This is a genomic window from Streptacidiphilus sp. PAMC 29251 (genome assembly GCF_054208735.2).
In genome coordinates this window covers 7521981-7540448 of sequence record NZ_CM135725.2, presented here as the reverse complement: position 1 = coordinate 7540448, position 18468 = coordinate 7521981, and the positions used below count along the sequence as shown (strand labels likewise).

Annotated in this window: 19 protein-coding genes; 12 read left to right on the top strand and 7 right to left on the bottom strand. The window is 72.2% G+C overall.

The features are described 5' to 3' along the window. Positions 1-28 precede the first annotated feature (28 nt). From tal to pgl, 4 genes are read left to right on the top strand one after another with little or no spacing between them, the layout of a single operon-like run. On the top strand, positions 29-1159 hold the full coding sequence (gene tal / locus ACXKR8_RS35720) for a transaldolase (protein WP_458268688.1): 1131 nt from the start codon (positions 29-31) through the stop codon (positions 1157-1159). After that, positions 1156-2727, top strand: a complete 1572-nt coding sequence (zwf, locus tag ACXKR8_RS35715; protein ID WP_458268687.1) for a glucose-6-phosphate dehydrogenase — start codon at positions 1156-1158, stop codon at positions 2725-2727. The genes tal and zwf overlap by 4 nt, the downstream gene beginning before the upstream one ends. Next, positions 2724-3857, top strand: a complete 1134-nt coding sequence (gene opcA, locus ACXKR8_RS35710) for a glucose-6-phosphate dehydrogenase assembly protein OpcA (protein ID WP_458268686.1) — start codon at positions 2724-2726, stop codon at positions 3855-3857. The genes zwf and opcA overlap by 4 nt, the downstream gene beginning before the upstream one ends. Then, positions 3854-4636: a 6-phosphogluconolactonase gene (gene pgl / locus ACXKR8_RS35705; RefSeq protein ID WP_458268685.1), complete on the top strand. Its 783-nt coding sequence runs from the start codon at positions 3854-3856 to the stop codon at positions 4634-4636. The genes opcA and pgl overlap by 4 nt, the downstream gene beginning before the upstream one ends. A 184-nt stretch (positions 4637-4820) precedes the next feature. Here pgl and ACXKR8_RS35700 read toward each other — a convergent pair whose 3' ends face one another. Continuing rightward, positions 4821-6041, bottom strand: coding sequence for an RNA-guided endonuclease InsQ/TnpB family protein (locus ACXKR8_RS35700; RefSeq protein WP_458268684.1), 1221 nt, complete (start codon positions 6039-6041; stop codon positions 4821-4823). 158 nt (positions 6042-6199) lie between these two features. Between ACXKR8_RS35700 and ACXKR8_RS35695 the strand changes: the two genes are divergently transcribed. Continuing rightward, positions 6200-7015, top strand: a complete 816-nt coding sequence (locus ACXKR8_RS35695; RefSeq protein ID WP_458268683.1) for a class I SAM-dependent methyltransferase — start codon at positions 6200-6202, stop codon at positions 7013-7015. A gap of 18 nt (positions 7016-7033) precedes the next feature. On the opposite strand, the gene ACXKR8_RS35690 is transcribed toward ACXKR8_RS35695, so the two are convergent. Both ACXKR8_RS35690 and ACXKR8_RS35685 read right to left on the bottom strand, forming a co-directional pair. Then, positions 7034-7915, bottom strand: coding sequence for an SDR family oxidoreductase (locus ACXKR8_RS35690; RefSeq protein WP_458268682.1), 882 nt, complete (start codon positions 7913-7915; stop codon positions 7034-7036). Between the two features lie 76 nt (positions 7916-7991). After that, positions 7992-8768, bottom strand: a complete 777-nt coding sequence (locus ACXKR8_RS35685) for an SDR family oxidoreductase (protein ID WP_458268681.1) — start codon at positions 8766-8768, stop codon at positions 7992-7994. Between the two features lie 78 nt (positions 8769-8846). Between ACXKR8_RS35685 and ACXKR8_RS35680 the strand changes: the two genes are divergently transcribed. From ACXKR8_RS35680 to ACXKR8_RS35665, 4 genes are read left to right on the top strand one after another with little or no spacing between them, the layout of a single operon-like run. Next, positions 8847-9629 carry an enoyl-CoA hydratase family protein gene (locus tag ACXKR8_RS35680; RefSeq protein ID WP_458268680.1) on the top strand — a complete coding sequence of 261 codons (783 nt, stop codon included), beginning with the start codon at positions 8847-8849 and terminating at the stop codon, positions 9627-9629. Then, positions 9626-10600, top strand: coding sequence for a CoA transferase subunit A (locus ACXKR8_RS35675; protein ID WP_458268679.1), 975 nt, complete (start codon positions 9626-9628; stop codon positions 10598-10600). The genes ACXKR8_RS35680 and ACXKR8_RS35675 overlap by 4 nt, the downstream gene beginning before the upstream one ends. After that, complete coding sequence (locus ACXKR8_RS35670; protein WP_458268678.1) at positions 10597-11352, top strand: CoA-transferase subunit beta; 756 nt, start codon at positions 10597-10599, stop codon at positions 11350-11352. The genes ACXKR8_RS35675 and ACXKR8_RS35670 overlap by 4 nt, the downstream gene beginning before the upstream one ends. A 2-nt stretch (positions 11353-11354) precedes the next feature. Continuing rightward, positions 11355-12419 (top strand): NAD(P)H-dependent flavin oxidoreductase, encoded by a 1065-nt coding sequence (locus tag ACXKR8_RS35665; protein WP_458275174.1) that lies wholly within the window; start codon positions 11355-11357, stop codon positions 12417-12419. Between the two features lie 15 nt (positions 12420-12434). Here ACXKR8_RS35665 and ACXKR8_RS35660 read toward each other — a convergent pair whose 3' ends face one another. From ACXKR8_RS35660 to ACXKR8_RS35650, 3 genes are read right to left on the bottom strand one after another with little or no spacing between them, the layout of a single operon-like run. Next, positions 12435-13592, bottom strand: coding sequence for an acetyl-CoA C-acetyltransferase (locus tag ACXKR8_RS35660; protein WP_458268677.1), 1158 nt, complete (start codon positions 13590-13592; stop codon positions 12435-12437). A 50-nt stretch (positions 13593-13642) separates the two neighbouring features. Continuing rightward, on the bottom strand, positions 13643-14239 hold the full coding sequence (locus ACXKR8_RS35655) for a TetR/AcrR family transcriptional regulator (protein WP_458268676.1): 597 nt from the start codon (positions 14237-14239) through the stop codon (positions 13643-13645). A 14-nt stretch (positions 14240-14253) separates the two neighbouring features. Then, positions 14254-15039, bottom strand: a complete 786-nt coding sequence (locus tag ACXKR8_RS35650) for an SDR family oxidoreductase (RefSeq protein WP_458268675.1) — start codon at positions 15037-15039, stop codon at positions 14254-14256. A 117-nt stretch (positions 15040-15156) separates the two neighbouring features. On the opposite strand from ACXKR8_RS35650, the gene ACXKR8_RS35645 reads away from it, so the two are divergent. From ACXKR8_RS35645 to ACXKR8_RS35635, 3 genes are read left to right on the top strand one after another with little or no spacing between them, the layout of a single operon-like run. After that, complete coding sequence (locus ACXKR8_RS35645; protein WP_458275173.1) at positions 15157-16041, top strand: enoyl-CoA hydratase; 885 nt, start codon at positions 15157-15159, stop codon at positions 16039-16041. Next, complete coding sequence (locus tag ACXKR8_RS35640; protein WP_458268674.1) at positions 16041-17201, top strand: acyl-CoA dehydrogenase family protein; 1161 nt, start codon at positions 16041-16043, stop codon at positions 17199-17201. The genes ACXKR8_RS35645 and ACXKR8_RS35640 overlap by 1 nt, the downstream gene beginning before the upstream one ends. Then, positions 17198-18256 (top strand): acyl-CoA dehydrogenase family protein, encoded by a 1059-nt coding sequence (locus ACXKR8_RS35635; RefSeq protein ID WP_458268673.1) that lies wholly within the window; start codon positions 17198-17200, stop codon positions 18254-18256. The genes ACXKR8_RS35640 and ACXKR8_RS35635 overlap by 4 nt, the downstream gene beginning before the upstream one ends. On the opposite strand, the gene ACXKR8_RS35630 is transcribed toward ACXKR8_RS35635, so the two are convergent. Continuing rightward, on the bottom strand, positions 18175-18462 hold the full coding sequence (locus ACXKR8_RS35630; protein WP_458268672.1) for an RNA polymerase-binding protein RbpA: 288 nt from the start codon (positions 18460-18462) through the stop codon (positions 18175-18177). The two genes, ACXKR8_RS35635 and ACXKR8_RS35630, sit on opposite strands and share 82 nt — an antisense overlap. Positions 18463-18468 lie beyond the last annotated feature (6 nt).

Below are 18468 nucleotides of genomic sequence, written 5' to 3'. Positions count from 1 at the left end.
GAACCAGTAGAGAGAAGTGAAGACGATCATGACTGACGCTCTGAAGCGCCTCAGCGACGAAGGCGTGGCGATCTGGCTGGACGACCTCAGCCGCAAGCGCCTGACCTCCGGCAACCTGGCCGAGCTGGTCCGTGACAAGCACGTCGTGGGGGTCACCACCAACCCCACCATCTTCCAGAAGGCCATCGGCGGGAGCGACGACTCCTACGACGAGCAGCTGCGCGACCTCGCGGTCCGCGGCGTCACCGTCGAGGAGGCCGTGCGGATGATGACCTCGGCCGACGTCCGCGAGGCCGCCGACGTGCTGCGCGGGGTCTACGACGCCAGCAACGGCCGGGACGGCCGGGTCTCCATCGAGGTCGACCCGCGGCTGGCCCACAACACCGAGGCGACCATCGCCGAGGCCAAGCAGCTGGCCTGGCTGGTGGACCGCCCCAACACGCTGATCAAGATCCCGGCGACGCTGGCCGGGCTGCCCGCGATCACCGAGGTGATCGGGCAGGGCATCAGCGTCAACGTCACGCTGATCTTCTCGCTGGAGCGCTACCAGGGCGTGATGGACGCCTTCCTCAGCGGCCTGGAGAAGGCCAAGGCCAACGGCCACGACCTCTCCTCGATCGAGTCGGTCGCCTCCTTCTTCGTGTCCCGGGTGGACACCGAGATCGACAAGCGCCTCGACAAGCTGGCCACCCCGGAGGCCAAGGCCGCCAAGAGCAAGGCCGCCGTCGCCAACGCCCAGCTGGCCTACCAGGCCTACGAGAAGGTCTTCTCCTCGGACCGCTGGAAGGCCCTGGCCGCCGAGGGCGCCAAGCCGCAGCGTCCGCTCTGGGCCTCGACCGGCGTCAAGGACCCGGCCCTGGACGACACCCTCTACGTGGTCGAGCTGGTCGCCCCCGGCACCGTCAACACCATGCCCGAGGCCACCCTGAACGCCGTCGCCGACCACGGCGTGGTCCGCGGCGACACGGTCACCGGCTCCTACGCCGCGGCCCAGGCCGCCATCGACGCGCTGGCCCAGCTCGGCATCTCCTACGACGACGTGGTGCAGGTGCTGGAGGACGAGGGCGTCGAGAAGTTCGAGGCGTCCTGGAAGGAACTGCTGGACACGGTCTCCGCCTCGCTGGCGAAGTTCACCCCGAAGGGGGGCTCCGCCAAGTGAGCGAGGACGCCTCAGAGGTACTCGAGGAGGAGACAGACGTCGTCGACGCCTGGATCAACCCGCTGCGCGACCCGGCCGACCGCCGGCTGCCGCGCATCGCGGGCCCCTCCGGTCTGGTCATCTTCGGTGTCACCGGTGACCTCTCCCGCAAGAAGCTGATGCCGGCCGTCTACGACCTGGCCAACCGCGGCCTGCTGCCGCCCGGCTTCTCGCTGATCGGCTTCGCCCGGCGCGACTGGGAGGACGAGGACTTCGCCCAGGTCGTGCACGACTCCGTCAAGGAGCACGCGCGCACGCCGTTCCGCGAGGAGGTCTGGCAGCAGCTCGCCAAGGGCATGCGCTTCGTCCAGGGCGAGTTCGTCGACGACGACGCCTTCGAGAAGCTCCGGGTCACCATCGAGGAGCTGGACAAGGAGCAGGGGACGGGCGGCAACTTCGCCTTCTACCTCTCCGTGCCGCCGAAGTTCTTCCCGCAGGTGGTGCAGCAGCTCAAGGCGCACGGCCTGGCCGACCCGCCCAAGGGCGCCTGGCGCCGCGCGGTCATCGAGAAGCCCTTCGGCCACGACCTCAAGAGCGCTCAGGAGCTCAACGCGGTCGTGCACTCGGTGTTCCCGCGCGACGAGGTCTTCCGGATCGACCACTACCTGGGCAAGGAGACGGTCCAGAACATCCTGGCGCTGCGTTTCGCCAACTCGATGTTCGAGCCGATCTGGAACCGCTCGTACGTGGACCACGTGCAGATCACCATGGCCGAGGACATCGGCATCGGCGGCCGCGCGGGCTACTACGACGGCATCGGCTCCGCCCGTGACGTGATCCAGAACCACCTGCTGCAGCTGCTGGCGCTGACCGCGATCGAGGAGCCGGCGTCCTTCCACCCGAAGGCCCTGGTCGCCGAGAAGCTCAAGGTGCTCTCGGCCGTGCGGATCCCCAAGGATCTCGGCCGGCACACCGTGCGCGGCCAGTACACGCACGGCTGGCAGGGCGGCGAGGAGGTGCTCGGCTACCTGGAGGAGGAGGGGATCGACCCCAAGTCCACCACCGACACCTTCGCCGCGGTGAAGCTGGAGATCAACAACCGCCGCTGGGCGGGCGTCCCGTTCTACCTGCGCACCGGCAAGCGGCTCGGCCGTCGGGTGACCGAGATCGCGGTGGTCTTCCAGCGCGCTCCGTACCTGCCGTTCGACTCCAGCGCCACCGAGGAGCTGGGGCAGAACGCCCTGGTCATCCGGGTGCAGCCGGACGAGGGCGTGACCATGCGGTTCGGCTCCAAGGTGCCGGGGACCTCGATGGAGGTCCGCGACGTCAGCATGGACTTCGCCTACGGCGAGTCCTTCACCGAGTCCAGCCCCGAGGCGTACGAGCGCCTGATCCTGGATGTCCTGCTCGGCGACGCCAACCTCTTCCCCCGCCATCAGGAGGTCGAGGAGTCCTGGAAGATCCTGGACCCGATCGAGGCGTACTGGAACAAGCACGGCAAGCCCGCCCCCTACGAGTCGGGCACCTGGGGCCCGGCCGAGGCGGACGAGATGCTCGCACGAGACGGTAGGAGCTGGCGCCGGCCATGAAGATCGATCTTACGGACACCACCTCCAGCAAGATCAACTCCGGTCTGGTCGAGGCCCGCAGGGCCATCGGCACCGGTGCGATCGGCATGGTGCTCACCCTCGTCATCGTCACCGACGAGGGCAGCGCCTACGACGCCCTCAAGGCGGCCGGCGACGCCTCGCGCGAGCACCCCTCGCGCATCCTGGCCGTCATCCGCCGCCCCGGGCGCTCGCCCCGGGCCAGGGCCGAGGCCCGCCTGGACGCCGAGATCCGGGTCGGCTCCGACGCCGGCACCGGCGAGACCGTGCTGCTCCGGCTGCACGGCGAACTCGCCGCGCAGGCCCAGTCGGTGGTGCTGCCACTGCTGCTGCCGGACGCCCCCGTGGTGGTCTGGTGGCCGGAGAACGCCCCCGAGAACGCGGCCAAGGATCCGCTGGGCGCGCTCGCCCAGCGCCGGATCACCGACGCCACCTCGGCGGAGTCCCCGGTCGAGCAGCTCGCCACCCGGGCCGCCTCGTACACCCCCGGCGACACCGACCTGGCCTGGACCCGGATCACCCCGTGGCGCTCCATGCTCGCGGCGGCCCTGGACCAGCGCCGGGTCAAGGTCACCTCGGCCGTGGTCGAGGGCGAGTCCTACAACCCCAGCGCGGAACTGCTGGCGCTGTGGCTCGCCGACCGGCTGAACATCAAGGTCGACCGGGTCGTCACCGACGGCCCCGGCCTGACCGCGGTACGGCTGCGCACCGCGGGCGGCGACGTCACCCTGGAGCGCACCGACGGCCTGCTGGCCACCCTCTCCATGCCCGACCAGCCGGACCGGATGGTGGCGCTGAAGCGCCGCGAGACGTCCGAGCTGATCGCCGAGGAGCTGCGCCGGCTGGACCCTGACGACATATACGCGTCAGCCGTCCGCTACGGCGTGGAGAAGCTCCACGCGGACGGTCCCAAGCACGAGGTCATCGACGCCAGGACTCCGGCCGGGCAGGCCGCGTCGGAGAAGGCGGAGGAGGGCGCGGCCGGCGCCGGCGTCGCGGCTCCCGGCTCGGCTTCCGCGAAGGGTGCTGCGGCGGCTCCGGCCAAGGGCAAGGCGGCGTCCACCGCCAAGAAGCCCGGGACCGCGGCCTCGGCGAGCCGGACCCAGAAGTGACAGCGCCGCAACTCGTGGTCCACCGCGACAAGGACCTGATGGCCCTTGCCGCGGCGGCCCGGCTGATCACCCGGATCGTGGACGCGCAGTCCGCCCGCGGCGCCGCCTCGGTGGTGCTGACCGGCGGCCGCAACGGCAACGCGCTGCTCGCGGCGCTCGCCACGTCCCCGGCCAGGGACGCGGTGGACTGGTCCAGGCTCGACCTCTGGTGGGGCGACGAGCGCTTCCTGCCCGCCGGCGATCCGGAACGCAACGCCACCCAGGCCAGGGACGAGCTGCTCGACTCGGTGCCGCTGGATCCGTCGCGGGTGCACTACATGCCCGCCTCGGACGGCGCGGACGGCGACAATCCCGAGGCGGCGGCGGAGCGTTACGCCGCCGAGCTGGCCAAGGCGGCCGGCCCGGAGGACCACCTGGGCGTCCCGGCCTTCGACGTGCTGCTGCTCGGCGTCGGCCCGGACACCCATGTCGCCTCGCTGTTCCCCGAGCACCCCGGCGTACGGGAGACCACCCGTACCGTCGTCGGTGTGCGCGGAGCGCCCAAGCCGCCGCCGGTCCGGGTCTCGCTGACCCTCCCGGCGATCCGTGCGGCCCGCGAGGTCTGGCTGCTCGCCGCGGGCGAGGACAAGGCCGAGGCGGTCGCCCTGGCCCTCAGCGGCCCGGGCGAGATCCAGGCGCCGGCCTCCGGCGCCTACGGCCAGCACCGCACCCTGTGGCTGCTGGACCGCGCGGCAGCCGCCAAGCTGCCCGCGGAGATGTACCCGCCGTCCTCAGCCTGACTCGGCCTCACCGCCGAAGCCCGCACCGGATCGCCCGAAGCACCACGAAGGCCCTGCCGCTCCCGACCACCGGGAACGTCGGGGCCTTTGTGCGTGGTACCGCAAAAATCCGTTGCCCGGGTCCGGGCCGGGCGGGCATCGTCTGACCGTGACTTCTCCCCGTCCTGAAGGACAGGGTTTCCCCTCAGCCTTGCGGCTGAGCCGCTGCGCGTGTGCGCTGCGGTGGGACTACTTCCTGCTTCACAGACGACTGCCCGCCCGGAGTGCTCCGTTGAGGTCTTACGCCGTCTCCACAGGCTGCGACCGCCAGTCCGGCGGCCAGGATGTTGATGGCCGCGTTGACGTCCCGGTCGTGGGTCGCCCCGCAGCCGCACGTCCACTCGCGGACGCTCAGCGGCATCCTGGAGTGCAAGGTGCCGCAGGTGGAGCACCGCTTGGAGGAGGGGAACCAACGGTCGACCACGACCAGGTCCCGACCATACCATCCGGCCTTGTACTCCAGCATGGACCGCATCTGGGTCCAGCTCGCGTCCGAGATGGCTCGGGAGAGCTTGCGGTTCCCCAGCATGTTGCGGACGGTGAGGTCCTCGATCACGACCGTTTGGTTTTCGCGGACGAGTCGAGTGGTGAGCTGGTGCAGGAAGTCTCTGCGCCGGTCGGCGATCCGGGCGTGCACCCGGGCGACCTTGAGCCGGGCCTTGGCCCGGTTGTTGGAGCCCTCGGCCTTGCGGGAAAGGTCGCGTTGGGCCTTGGCGAGGCGTCGGCGGTCGGCGCGTTCGAACTTCGGGTTGGCGATCTTCTCCCCGGTGGAGAGCGTGACCAGGCTGGTGATGCCCGCGTCGATTCCCACGGCCTTGTTGACGGGTGCGGGCATCGAGGGCCGGTCCTCGCACAGCAGAGAGAGGAACCAGCGCCCCGCGCTGTCCTGCGAGACGGTCACCGTGGACGGCACCGCGTCCACGGGCAGTGGGCGGTGCCAGACGACAGCAAGCGGCTCCGCCATCTTGGCCAAGGTCATCTGGCCGTCCCGGAACCGGAACGCGGAGCTGGTGTACTCCGCGGACCGGCGGGACTTGTGCTTGGACTTGAAGGTGGGGTACTTGGCCCGCTTGGTCCAGAAGTTGGTGAACGCCCCTTGCAGATGCCGAAGCGACTGCTGCAACGGGACGGACGAGACCTCGGACAGGTAGGCCAGCTCCTCGGTCTTCTTCCACCCGGTCAGCATCGCCGACGTGGCGTTGTAGGTGACCCGCTCCTGCCGCTGGTACCACGCCTCGGTCCGGGCGTGCAGCGCCATGTTGTAGACCTTCCGCACGCACCCGAACGTGCGCGACAGCTCAGCCGCCTGCATATCCGTCGGGTAGAAGCGGTACTTAAAAGCCCGCTTCACGTGAATGGCCTCCACAGATCACACGATAGCACCATACCTTGTGACTGCCTGACCGACAGTCACCTCCCGCTACGCCGGATCGCCTTGACGGCGATTCAACTGCCACCGACCCGCTACACGGGCGACCCAATTCCTCCCCGGCCTCAAGGCCGGGGTTTCCTTGGAGGTATCCGATGACAGGGACAGAGACCGGGAGCACGATTCGTCAGGACATCCTCGCCTTCTACGAACAGGGCCGGGAGGACGGCCGACTGCGTGACGGCAAGGGGCTGTGGGAATTCCGGCGCACCCAGGACGTGCTGCGCCGGCTGCTGCCGCCCGCGCCCGCCCGGGTACTGGACGTCGGCGGCGCCAGCGGCGTCCACGCCGGATGGCTGGCCCAGGACGGCTACCAGGTCGAGCTGGTCGACCCGGTGCCGCTGCACATCGCCCAGGCGTCCGGGCTGCCCGGTGTCACCGCCCGGCTCGGCGACGCCCGAGCCCTGGACGCGGCGGACGGATCGGTCGACGTCGTCCTGCTGCTGGGCCCGCTCTACCATCTCCCCGAAGTAGCGGACCGGGTCCGGGCGCTGGCCGAGGCCCGCCGGGTGGTCCGTGCCGGGGGGCTGGTGGTGGCCGCGACCATCAACCGCTTCGCGGGGCTGCACGACATGGTCCAGAAGGGCGTCTACTTCGAGGCCACGGACGAGCGCCGGAGCCTGATCCACGCGGTGCTGGCGGACGGGCTGCACCGCAGTTCGGGCGTGGACTTCACCACGGCCTACTTCCACGAGCCGGCCGAGGTCCTGGACGAGTGCGCGGACGCGGGGCTGACCGTCACCGGGCAGTACTCCGTCGAGGGTGCGTTCGGCTGGATGGCCGACCTGGCCGAGACCATGGCCGACCCGGCCCGCAGCGCCCTGCTGCTGGACGCGATGCGCAGGACCGAGTCGGCGCCGTCGCTGCTGGGCGCCGGCGGGCATCTGCTCACCGCGGCGCGCCGGGACTGACATTGCGTCATTCGGACGTCACCGCGCCCCGTACGGGGGCAGCGGGGGCTCCGCCTGGGCGAGCAGTTGCCGGGTGGCGTCGCCGGCCTCGGCCGGGGTCCAGCGGGCGGGGCTGTGGGCGGTGGGACCGGGGCGCCAGCCCTGCATCACGGTGATCCTGCCGCCCTCTGCCTCGAACACCTGGCCGGTGACGCCCGCGCTGGCGTCGCTGCCCAGCCAGACCACCAGCGGGGACACATCCTCGGGGGCGGGCAGCGCGGCGGCGATCGCCCCTTCGGTCATCCTGGTCCTGGCCGCCGGAGCGATGGCATTGACCTGGACGCCGTAGCCGGCGAGCTCGGCGGCGGCGACAAAGGTCAGGCCGAGGATGCCCGCCTTGGCGGCCGAGTAGTTGCCCTGCCCGACGCTGCCCAGCAGGCCCGCGCCCGAGCTGGTGTTGACGATCCTGGCCGCGCACCGGCGGCCCGCCTTGGCCTCGGCCCGCCAGTGCGCGGCGGCGTGGCGCAGCGGCAGGAAGTGGCCTTTGAGGTGGACCCGCATCACCGCGTCCCAGTCGTCGCCGTACAGGTTCACCAGCATCCGGTCACGCAGAAAGCCGGCGTTGTTGACCAGGGTGTCCAGTCGCCCGAAGGTCTCCAGGGCAGCGCTGACCAGGCTGGACGCGCCCTCCTCGGTGGCGATGTCGCCGCCGTGGGCGATGGCCGCGCCGCCGAGGGCGAGGATCTCGGCGACCACGTCCAGCGCCGGGTTGTCCGCACCGGGCGCGCCGTCCAGGCCGACGCCGAGGTCGTTGACGACGAGGTTGGCGCCCTCGGCGGCGAAGGCGAGGGCATGGGCGCGACCCAGCCCGCGCCCAGCTCCGGTCACAACAACGGTGCGGCCATGGGCCAGTCCAGACATCGGGCACACTCCTCAGCGGGTCAGCGGGTCAGCGATTCATCGGGTCATTGACTCGACCGGTCAGCGGGTCAGCCGCTCAGTGGTTGGCGGTGGCGGCGTCAAGGAACGCGGGCCGCTCGCCGCCCCCGTGCAGCAGCAGCGACGCCCCGCTGATGTACGCGGCCCGGGGCGACGCCAGGAAGACGCAGGCCTCGCCGACCTCCTCCGGCCGGGCCAGCCGCCCCAGCGGCACCGTGCGGGCGACGGCGGCGATCCCCTCCTCGTCGCCGTAGTGCAGTTGCGAAGCCTCGGTGCGGACCATGCCGAGGACCAGGGTGTTCACCCGTACCGTCGGTGCCCACTCCACCGCGAGGCTGCGGGCGAGGTGGTCCAGGCCGGCCTTGGCCGCGCCGTAGGCGGCGCTGCCGGGCGAGGGCCGCTGCCCGCTGACGCTGCCGATCATGACGATGCCGCCGCCCTCCGGCTGACGGTGCATCACCTGATAGGCAGCACGCGAGAGCAGCAGCGGGGCGATCAGGTTGAGTTCCAGCACCCGGCGATGCCGCTCACCGTCGCCCTCGGCGAGCGGCAGGTACGGCGTGCCGCCGGCGTTGTTGACCAGCAGGTCGAGCCGCCCGTGGTCGGCGGCCACCTGCGCCAGCAGGACCGCGCCGGCGTCCGGGTCGCGGACGTCCAGCGGCCGGAAATCGGCCTTGCGGCCTGCGGTTTCCAGCGCCGCCGCCGGTGGCCGCCGGGCCGCCGCGACCACCTCGGCCCCGGCCGCCAGCAGGGCGCGGACGATGCCGGCGCCGACCCCCCTGGTGCCTCCGGTGACCACGGCGACCCGGCCCGCGAGTTCTTGATGGTCCGTCATATGACCCTCCCCTCATCCTGGTTCCGCTGCTACCGTCGCACCTAACTAACGTTTGGTGGAAAGGTAGCCGAGAATCCCATGGGTGTCTCCACCTCGCTCCCCCGAGACAGCGGCGAAGCCGGCGTCGCTGTCGTCACCGTCGCCTATCCGCCGGTCAACGCCCTGCCCGTGGCGGGCTGGTACGAGCTCGCCCGGGCCCTGCGCGCGGCCGGGCAGGATCCCGCCGTCCGCGTGGTCGTGCTGGAGGCGCCCGGACGCGGGTTCAACGCCGGCGTCGACATCAAGGAGATCCAGCGCGACCCCGGCCCTGGGGCTCTGATCGGCGCCAACCGGGGCTGCGCGGAGGCGTTCGCGGCGGTGTACGAGTGCCAGGTGCCGGTGATCGCCGCGGTGCAGGGCTTCTGCCTGGGCGGTGGGATCGGCCTGGTCGGCAACGCCGACGCCATCGTCGCCGCCGCCGACGCCAGCTTCGGGCTGCCCGAGCTGGACCGGGGCGCGCTGGGCGCGGCCACCCACCTTTCCCGACTGGTGCCCGCGCATCTGATGCGTCCGATGTTCTACACCGGCCGCAGCGTCACCGCGCAGGAGCTGCACCGGCACGGCTCGGTCTGGCGGGTGGTTCCCCGGGCCGAACTGCGCGAGGCAGCAATGGAGTTGGCCCGCGAGATCGCCGCCAAGGACGGCTATCTGCTGCGGCTGGCCAAGGAGGCCCTCAACGGGATCGACCCGGTCGACGTCCGCCGCAGCTACCGCTTCGAGCAGGGCTTCACCTTCGAGGCCAACCTGGCCGGGGTCTCCGACAAGCACCGCGAGGCGTTCACGGCAGCAGGCGAGGCGTTCACCGCAGCGAAGGAGACGTGATGGACAAACGGATGAGCCCGGACGAGGTGGCCTCCCAACTGCGCAGCGGGATGACCCTGGGCATCGGCGGGTGGGGTTCGCGGCGCAAGCCGATGGCCCTGGTCCGGGCGATCCTGCGGTCCGACCTGACCGATCTGACCGTGGTCAGCTTCGGCGGCCCCGATGTCGGCCTGCTGGTGGCGGCGGGCCGGATCCGGCACCTGGTGACGGCCTTTGTCACGCTGGACTCGGTCCCGCTGGAACCCCTGTTCCGCGCCGCACGCGAGAGCAGTGCTCTCGGAAGCGGTGCTCCCGGAAGCGGTGCTCCCGGAAGCGGTGCTCCCGGAAGCGGTGGGCACGAGAGCAGTGCTCTCGGAAGCGCCGCACGCGAGAGCACTGCTCTCGAAAGGCTGACCGAGTACGACGAGGGCATGCTGCTACAGGGCCTCAGCGCCGCCGCCCAGCGGCTGCCGTTCCTGCCGATCCGGGCCGGGCTCGGCTCGGACGTGCTGCGGATCAACCCCGGGCTGCGCACGGTCACCTCCCCCTACGACGACGGCGAGGAACTGGTGGCGATGCCGGCGCTGCGGATGGACGCCGCCCTGCTGCACCTCAACCGCGCCGACCGGTCGGGCAACGGGCAGTTCCTCGGCCCCGACCCCTACCTGGACGACCTCTTCGCCGCCGCGGCCGACGCCGTCTACCTCAGCTGCGAGCAACTGGTCGACACCGCCGACCTGCAGAAGGAGGGCGGCCCCAGCTCGCTGCTGATCCCCCGTCACGAGGTCACCGGCGTGGTGGAGACGCCCAACGGCGCGCACTTCACCTCCTGCGCCCCCGACTATGACCGCGACGAGCGGTTCCAGCGCGCCTACGTCCAGGCCGCCGCCGACCCGGCCGCCTGGGCGGCGTTCCAGGAGCGCTTCCTCGCCGGGGACGAATCCGCCTACCAGGCCGCGGTGACGGCGTTCCGATCGGAGGCCGGCCAATGAGGCCCATCAGCACACCCACCAGGGCCGAGTACTGCGTCATCGCCTGCGCCGAGGCCTGGCGCGGCGACGGCGAGGTGCTGGCCGCCGCCATGGGCACCGTCCCGACCCTCGGCGCCCGTCTTGCCAAGCTGACCTTCGAGCCGGAGCTGCTGGTCACCGACGGTGAGGCGATGCTCGCCGCCGACGTCCCGGCGCTGGGCGCGGCCCCGGCCGCGATCGAGGGCTGGCTGCCGTTCCGGCGGCATCTGGAGCTGGTCGCCCGGGGCCACCGGCATGTGATGATGGGCGCCAGCCAGCTCGACCGGCACGGCAACCAGAACATCTCTGCCATCGGCGACTGGTCCCACCCCACCCGCCAGCTGCTGGGGATGCGCGGAGCCCCCGGCAACACCGCCAACAACCCCACCAGCTACTGGGTCCCCCGGCACAGCACCCGGGTCTTCGTCGAGCAGGTGGACGTGGTCTGCGGGGTCGGCCAGCACCGGCTGCACGGCGCCGCCGGACGCTTCCACGACCTCCGCCGGATCGTCACCGACCTCGCCGTACTGGACTTCGGCGGCCCCGACCGGGCGATCCGGCTGGCCTCGGTACACCCCGGGGTGACGGTCGATCAGGTGCTCGCCGCCACCGGCTTCGCACTCTCGGTCCCGGACGAGGTCCCGGCCACCCGCGACCCCTCCGCCGAGGAGCTACGGCTGATCCGCGAAGTCCTCGACCCCCGCGCCGCCCGCGACCGCGAGGTCCGGGTATGAACCTGGACACCCCGCTCACCCGCCTGGTCGGGATCCGGCACCCGATCGTGCAGACCGGGATGGGCTGGGTCGCCGGGCCCCGCCTGGTCACCGCCACCGCCCGGGCCGGCGGCCTCGGCATCCTCGCCTCGGCGACCATGACCCCGACCCAACTGCTGGCCGCCGTAAGGGAGGTGAAGGAGCGCACCGACGCCCCGTTCGGCGTCAACCTGCGCGCCGACGCGGGCGACGCCGCCGAGCGCGCGGACATCATCGTCAAGGAGGGGGTCCGGGTCGCCTCCTTCGCCCTCGCCCCCTCCCGCGAGCTGATCGCCCGGCTCAAGGACGCCGGGGTCGTGGTCATCCCCAGCATCGGCGCCCGCCGGCACGCCGAGAAGGTGGCCGCCTGGGGCGCGGACGCGGTCCTGGTCCAGGGCGGCGAGGGCGGCGGGCACACCGGCCAGGTGGCCACCACCGTGCTGCTGCCGCAGGTGGTGGACGCGGTGGGGATCCCGGTGATCGCGGCCGGCGGCTTCCGGGACGGGCGCGGCCTGGTCGCCGCCCTCGCCTACGGCGCGGCGGGCATCGCCATGGGCACCCGCTTCCTGCTCACCTCTGACAGCACCGTGCCGGATCAGGTGAAGGCCCGCTACCTGGCCGCCGGGGTCACCGACATCACCGTCACCACCAGCGTCGACGGCCTGCCGCACCGGATGCTGCGCAGCGAGCTGGTGGACGCCCTGGAACGCTCGGGACGCACCCGCGCCCTGCTCCGCGCGCTGCGCCACGCCGCCGCCTTCCGCGCCGACTCCGGCCTCAGTTGGCACGCCATGGTCAGCGACGGGCTCGCCATGAAGCACGGCCAGGACCTCAGTTGGAGCCAGCTGCTGCTGGCCGCCAACACCCCGATGCTGCTCAAGGCCGCCATGGTGGACGGCCGCACCGACCTGGGGGTGATGGCCTCGGGCCAGGTGGCGGGCCTGATCGAGGACCTGCCCTCGGTCCAGGAGCTGATCGACCGGATCATGACCGAGGCGGAGCAGGTCCTCGACCGCCTGCCCCGTGCCCGACAAGCCGACTTAGACTGACCGGCTGCCGAAAACCTAGAGCCGCTCGATGATGGTCACATTGGCCTGGCCGCCGCCCTCGCACATGGTCTGCAGCCCGTAGCGGCCGCCGGTGCGCTCCAGTTCGTGCAGCAGCGTGGTCATCAGCCGGACGCCGGTCGCGCCGAGCGGGTGGCCGAGGGCGATCGCGCCGCCGTTGACATTGACCCGGGCCGGGTCGGCCCCGGTCTCCTTGAGCCAGGCCAGCACGACCGGGGCGAAGGCCTCGTTGATCTCCACCAGGTCCATGTCCTCGATGGTCATCCCGGCCTTCTTCAGGGCGTAGGCGGTGGCCGGGATCGGCGCCGAGAGCATCCGGATCGGGTCCTCGCCGCGCACCGAGAGGTGGTGCACCCGGGCGCGCGGGGTGAGGCCGTACTCCGCCACCGCCCGCTCCGAGGCGATCAGCATCGCTGACGCACCGTCGGAGACCTGTGAGGAGACGGCGGCGGTGAGCCGTCCGCCCTCGGTCAGCGCCTTGAGCCCGGCCATCTTCTCCAGGGTGGTGTCCCGGCGCGGGCCCTCGTCGTGGACGACCTCCCCGTACGGCGCGATCTCGCGGGTGAAGCGCCCCTCGTCGATCGCCTGCGCCGCCCGCTGGTGCGAGCCGAGGGCGAACCGCTCCATGTCCTCGCGGGAGATGCCCCACTTCTCGGCGATCAGCTCGGCTCCGTAGAACTGGTTCACCGGCTGGTCGCCATAGCGCTCGCGCCAGCCGATCGAACCGGCGTACGGGCCCTCGGTGAGCCCCAGCGGGAGCGCGGCCTCGCGCGCGGCGTAGGCGATCGGGATCTGCGACATGCTCTGGGTCCCGCCCGCGACCACCAGGTCGCTGGTGCCCGACATCACCGCCTGCGCGGCGAAGTGCACCGCCTGCTGCGAGGACCCGCACTGCCGGTCGATGGTGACCCCCGGCACCTCCTCGGGCAGCCCGGCGGCCAGCCAGCTGGTCCTGGCGATGTCCCCGGCCTGCGGGCCGACCGTGTCCAGGCAGCCGAAGACCACGTCCTCGACCAGGGCCGGGTCGATCCCGGACCGCTGGACCAGCGCCTTGAGCACATGCGCGCCCAGGTCGGCGGGATGGGCGGAGGCGAGGCCGCCGTTGCGGCGGCCGACCGGGGTGCGGACGGCTTCGATGATGTAGGCCTCGGGCATGGCGAACTCTCTCCTTCAGATCGGCGTCGGTCTCGTCAGCGTTCGTCTGTTCAGCGTTGGTTGATGCCGTCGAGCAGCATGCTGAGGTACTGCCGGGCGATGGTCGCCGCGTCGTACCTGCCGCCGGGCCGGTACCAGGACGCGGCGACCCAGACGGTGTCGCGCACGAAGCGGTACGCCAGCCGCAGGTCGAGGTCGGCGCGGAACTCCCCCTCGGCCACCCCGCGCTCCAGCGTCCCCAGCCAGGCGGACTCGAAGCGCTGCATCGAGTCCGTCATATAGGCGAACCTCGGCTGGTCCGCCAGATGCCGTTCGCGCTGGTAGATGGCCACCGCGTCACGGTGCCGGTCGATCTCCCGGAAGGACTCGACCACGAGTGCCTCCAGCGTCTCCCGGGGCCCGAGGCCGCTCGCCAGCACCGCGTCGTAGCCGGTCCAGAGCTCGGTCAGGAAGCCGGAGAGGATCTCGTCCAGCATCGACTCCTTGGAGTCGAAGTGGTAGTACAGGCTGCCGGCCAGGATCCCGGCGGTGTCGGCGATCTCCCGGACCGTGGTGGCGTCGTAGCCCTGCCGGGCGAACACCTGGGCGGCGGTGGCCAGCAGCTCACCGCGCCGGGTGGCGGCGGCGGTCCTGGGCTGGGGGGTCATCGACATGCTCCTGTTCAGGGGTGCTGACTGCTGACGGAGACGACCTCGCCCGTCATGTAGGACGAGTATCCGCTCGCCAGGAAGACGATCACATTCGCCACCTCCCACGGCTCGGCGTAGCGTCCGAACGCCTCCCCCGCCGTCAGCTGCTCCAGCAGCTCCGGTGTGGTGACCTTGGCCAGGTGCGGATGCATCGCCAGGCTCGGTGAGACCGCGTTCACCCGCACCCCGAACTCCGCCGCCTCGATCCCGGCGCACCGGGTCAGCGCCATCACCCCGGCCTTGGCCGCGGCGTAGTGGGCCTGCCCGGCCTGGGCCCGCCAGCCCACCACCGAGGCATTGTTGACGATCACTCCGCCCGCGCCGGAGGCCCGGAACCGGCGCAGCGCCGCCCTGGTGCAGCGCATCGTCCCGGTCAGGGTCACGTCCAGCACCCGGTCCCACTGCTCGTCGGTCATCTCCAGCAGCGGCGCGGTGCCGCCGAGGCCGGCGTTGTTGACCAGGATGTCGAGCCGTCCGTGCCTGGCCTCGGCCAGGTCGAGCAGCTCGGCGACCTGCTGCTCCGCGGTGACGTCGCAGGGCAGTCCGGCCACCCGGGCCTCGCCGAACTCCTCCCCGAGCGCCTCGACCGTCTGCTTCAGCCGCCGTGCGTGGGCGTCCCCGAGGACGATGTCCGCGCCCTCCTCCAGGAAGCGGCGGGCGGTCGCGCCGCCGATCCCGGCCCCGGCGGCGGCGGTGATCACGGCGCTGCGTCCGGCGAGCAGGGCGTGCCCGGGGAGGTAGGCGGGAGCTGGGTACACGGCGGGTCACCTCTCTCGACGGCCGACTGCTCGCACGTTAACCTACCAAACACTTGTTAGGGAAGGAGCAGTCCTGTGCCCGAAGAGCCCGCCGCGCCCGCCGACGTGCCCGGAGTCGTGCCCGAAGAGCCCGCAGACGCGCCCGAGGTCGTCCTGTACGAACGTCAGGGACCGGTCGCCCTGGTCACCATGAACCGCCCGGACTACCGCAACGCCCAGAACTCCGCCATGACCTACGCCCTCGACCGCGCCTTCTACCGGGCCGCCGACGACCCGGAGGTCAAGGTCGTGGTGCTGCGCGGGGCCGGCCCGCACTTCTCCGCAGGGCACGACATCGGCACCCCCGGACGCGACGCCCATCTGCCCTTCGACCGCAAGGCCTCGCTCTGGTGGGACCACTCCGAGCGGCAGGGCGCGGAGAGCCGCTACGCCCGTGAGTCCGAGGTCTACCTCGGCATGTGCCGCCGCTGGCGCGAGCTGCCCAAGCCGGTGATCGCCTCGGTGCACGGCGCCTGCGTGGCCGGCGGGCTGATGCTGGCATGGGTCTGCGATCTGATCGTCGCCAGCGAGGACGCCTTCTTCGCCGATCCGGTGGTGCGGATGGGCATCCCCGGGGTCGAGTACTTCGCCCACCCCTGGGTGCTGCCGCCGCGGATCGCCAAGGAGTTCCTCTACACCGGCGACCGGATGACCGCCCAACGCGCCTACGACCTGGCCATGGTGAACCGGATCGTCCCCCGCGCCGAGCTGCACCAGGCGACGATGGCGCTGGCCGCCCGGATCGCCGAGATGCCCACCATGGGCCTGGCCCTGACCAAGCGCGCGGTCAACCAGGCGGAGGACCTGCAGGGCCTGCACAGCGGCCTGGACTCGGTGTTCGGCCTGCACCACCTCGCCCACGCCCACAACGCCGAGACCGCCAAGGACTCGCTGGGCGGCATGGACGCCGCCGCCATGAAGGCCGCCGCCGCCCAAGCCGCCTCCCGATCGGGTCAGGGCTGATGGACCTTCAGTTCAGCAAGGAGGACCAGGAGTTCCGCGCCGAGGCCCGGGCCTGGCTGGCCGCGCACGTGCCCGCGCAGCGGCTCCCCTCACTGGAGACCGAGGCCGGGTTCGCCGCCCACCGCCGCTGGGAGCAGGAGCTGCAGGCCGACCGCTGGGCCGTGGTCTCCTGGCCCGAGCAGTACGGCGGCCGGGGCGCCAGTCTGATCCAGTGGCTGGTCTTCGAGGAGGAGTACTACGCCGCCGGCGCGCCCGGACGGGTCACCCAGAACGGCATCAACCTGCTGGCCCCCACCCTCTTCGAGCACGGCAGCCCGGAGCAGCGGGCCCGGATCCTGCCGCCGATGGCCGACGCCGGCTGCGTCTGGGCCCAGGCCTGGTCCGAGCCCGGCGCCGGCAGCGATCTGGCCGCCCTGCGCTCCACCGCCCGCCGCACCGAAGGGGGTTGGCTGCTGGACGGGGCGAAGACCTGGTCCTCCCGGGCCGCCTTCGCCGACCGCGCCTTCGGCCTGTTCCGGTCCACCCCGGTCGAGCAGTCGGGGGCGCCGCACCGGGGCCTCAGCTATCTGATGTTCCCGCTGGACGCACCGGGGGTGACGGTCCGTCCGATCGGCCGCCTGGACGGCAAGCCGGCCTTCGCGGAGATCTTCCTGGACGCCGTCTTCGTCCCGGACCAGGACGTGATCGGCCAGGCCGGGCAGGGCTGGCGGGCGGCGATGAGCACGGCCGGCAATGAGCGCGGGCTGACCCTGCGCAGCCCCGGCCGCTTTCTGGCCGCCGCCGACCGGCTGGTGGCGCTGTGGCAGCAGCTCGGCGACCCCGCCGAAACGGCCATGGCCGAGCGGGTCGCGGACGTGCTGATCCGCGCCCGCGCCTACCAGCTCTTCGCCTTCGCCGCCGCGGCCCGGATCGCGGAGGGGCAGAGCCTCGGCGCGGAGTCCAGCCTCAACAAGATCTACTGGTCCGAGCTGGACATCGCCCTCCATGAAACCGCCCTGGACCTGCTCGGCCCCGACGGCGAGCTGCTCGACGACACTGCCGACTGGTCCGAGGGCTACGTCTTCTCTCTGGCCGGACCCATCTACGGCGGCACCAACGAGATCCAGCGCGACATCGTCGCCGAGCGCCTGCTCGGCCTGCCCCGAGGACGGCGCCGATGAGGTTCCTGCCCAGCACCGAGCAGCGCGACTTCAGTGCCGGCCTGGACGCGCTGCTCACCGCCTCCGAGGTCCCCGCCGCGATCAGGGCCCGCGCCGCGAACGACCCGGAACCGGTACGGGCGCTGTGGCGCCGGCTGGCGGCCAGCGACGTGTTCGCCCTGGCGATCCCCGAGCGCTTCGGCGGCACCGACCTGATGCCGGTCGAACTGGCGCTCGCCTGCGTCGAGTTGGGCCGCCACGCGGTACCGGGACCGCTCGCCGAGACCTTCGCCTGCTGCGTCCTGCTGAACGACACCGGCGCGGCCGACGAGTCAGGCCGCCGGCTGGCCCAGGTCGCCCGCGGCGAGGCCCTGCTCACCCTCGCCCTACCGGCGAACGGCCCGTACGCCGCCGACACCGACCTGGCCGACGGGGTGCTTCGAGTGGACGGCGAGACGCTCTACGCCGCCGAGGCCACCGGCCCGCTGCTGCCGTCCCTCGACCCGGCCCGCCGCCTCTCCCAGCCGCGCGACGGCACCCCGCTGGCAGCAGGCCCTCGGGTCACCGAGTCCGCCGAGCGGGCGGCCCGGGTGGCCACCCTGTGCACCGCCGCGCTCGCCCTCGGCACGGGCCGCCGACTGCTGGCCGCCACTGTGGAGTACGTCGGCAGCCGGGTCCAGTTCGGCACCCCGGTCGGCGGCTTCCAGGCGGTGAAGCACCGGCTCGCCGACGTACTGCTGCAGTTGGAGTTCGCCGAGCCGCTGCTCTACGCCGCCGCGCTGGCGCTGCGGGACGGGGGAACCGGGGGCGGCGATCTGCCTGCCGCCAAGGCCGCCTGCGGCGAGGCCGGCTACGCCGCCGCCCGGGCGGCCCTGCAGCTGCACGGCGCCATCGGCTACACCGACGAGTTCGACCTGTCCCTGTGGATCCGCCGGGCCCGGGTACTGCGTTCGGCCTGGGGCACCCCGTCCGGCTGCCGCCGCCAGGTGCTGGCTCAGATCTCGCCGCGCAGCTTGGCCAGCGCCTCGGCGAGGATCGCCTCGCCGTCCGCGTCGCTGCGGCGTTCGCGGACGTAGGCGAGGTGGGTCTTGTAGGGCTCGGTGCGGGGCGGGGCCGGCGGGTTGTTCTCGTCCTGCCCGGCCGGGAAGCCGCAGCGCGGGCAGTCCCAGGTCTCCGGGATCTGCGCGTCGGACGCGAAGGACGGGCGGGTCTCATGCCCGTTCGCACACCAGAAGGAGATACGGAGGCGAGGAGCGGACTCGCCGCGCTCGGCTTCCCCCATAGGGCC

What these genes read in the sequence shown, in the direction of transcription:
- tal (WP_458268688.1), top strand. Translation starts at nt 29, where the DNA reads ATGACTGACGCTCTGAAGCGCCTCAGCGACGAAGGCGTGGCGATCTGG.
- opcA (WP_458268686.1), top strand. Translation starts at nt 2,724, where the DNA reads ATGAAGATCGATCTTACGGACACCACCTCCAGCAAGATCAACTCCGGT.
- ACXKR8_RS35695 (WP_458268683.1), top strand. Translation starts at nt 6,200, where the DNA reads ATGACAGGGACAGAGACCGGGAGCACGATTCGTCAGGACATCCTCGCC.
- ACXKR8_RS35690 (WP_458268682.1), bottom strand. Translation starts at nt 7,915, where the DNA reads ATGTCTGGACTGGCCCATGGCCGCACCGTTGTTGTGACCGGAGCTGGG.
- ACXKR8_RS35685 (WP_458268681.1), bottom strand. Translation starts at nt 8,768, where the DNA reads ATGACGGACCATCAAGAACTCGCGGGCCGGGTCGCCGTGGTCACCGGA.
- ACXKR8_RS35680 (WP_458268680.1), top strand. Translation starts at nt 8,847, where the DNA reads ATGGGTGTCTCCACCTCGCTCCCCCGAGACAGCGGCGAAGCCGGCGTC.
- ACXKR8_RS35670 (WP_458268678.1), top strand. Translation starts at nt 10,597, where the DNA reads ATGAGGCCCATCAGCACACCCACCAGGGCCGAGTACTGCGTCATCGCC.
- ACXKR8_RS35660 (WP_458268677.1), bottom strand. Translation starts at nt 13,592, where the DNA reads ATGCCCGAGGCCTACATCATCGAAGCCGTCCGCACCCCGGTCGGCCGC.
- ACXKR8_RS35655 (WP_458268676.1), bottom strand. Translation starts at nt 14,239, where the DNA reads ATGACCCCCCAGCCCAGGACCGCCGCCGCCACCCGGCGCGGTGAGCTG.
- ACXKR8_RS35640 (WP_458268674.1), top strand. Translation starts at nt 16,041, where the DNA reads ATGGACCTTCAGTTCAGCAAGGAGGACCAGGAGTTCCGCGCCGAGGCC.
- ACXKR8_RS35635 (WP_458268673.1), top strand. Translation starts at nt 17,198, where the DNA reads ATGAGGTTCCTGCCCAGCACCGAGCAGCGCGACTTCAGTGCCGGCCTG.
- ACXKR8_RS35630 (WP_458268672.1), bottom strand. Translation starts at nt 18,462, where the DNA reads ATGGGGGAAGCCGAGCGCGGCGAGTCCGCTCCTCGCCTCCGTATCTCC.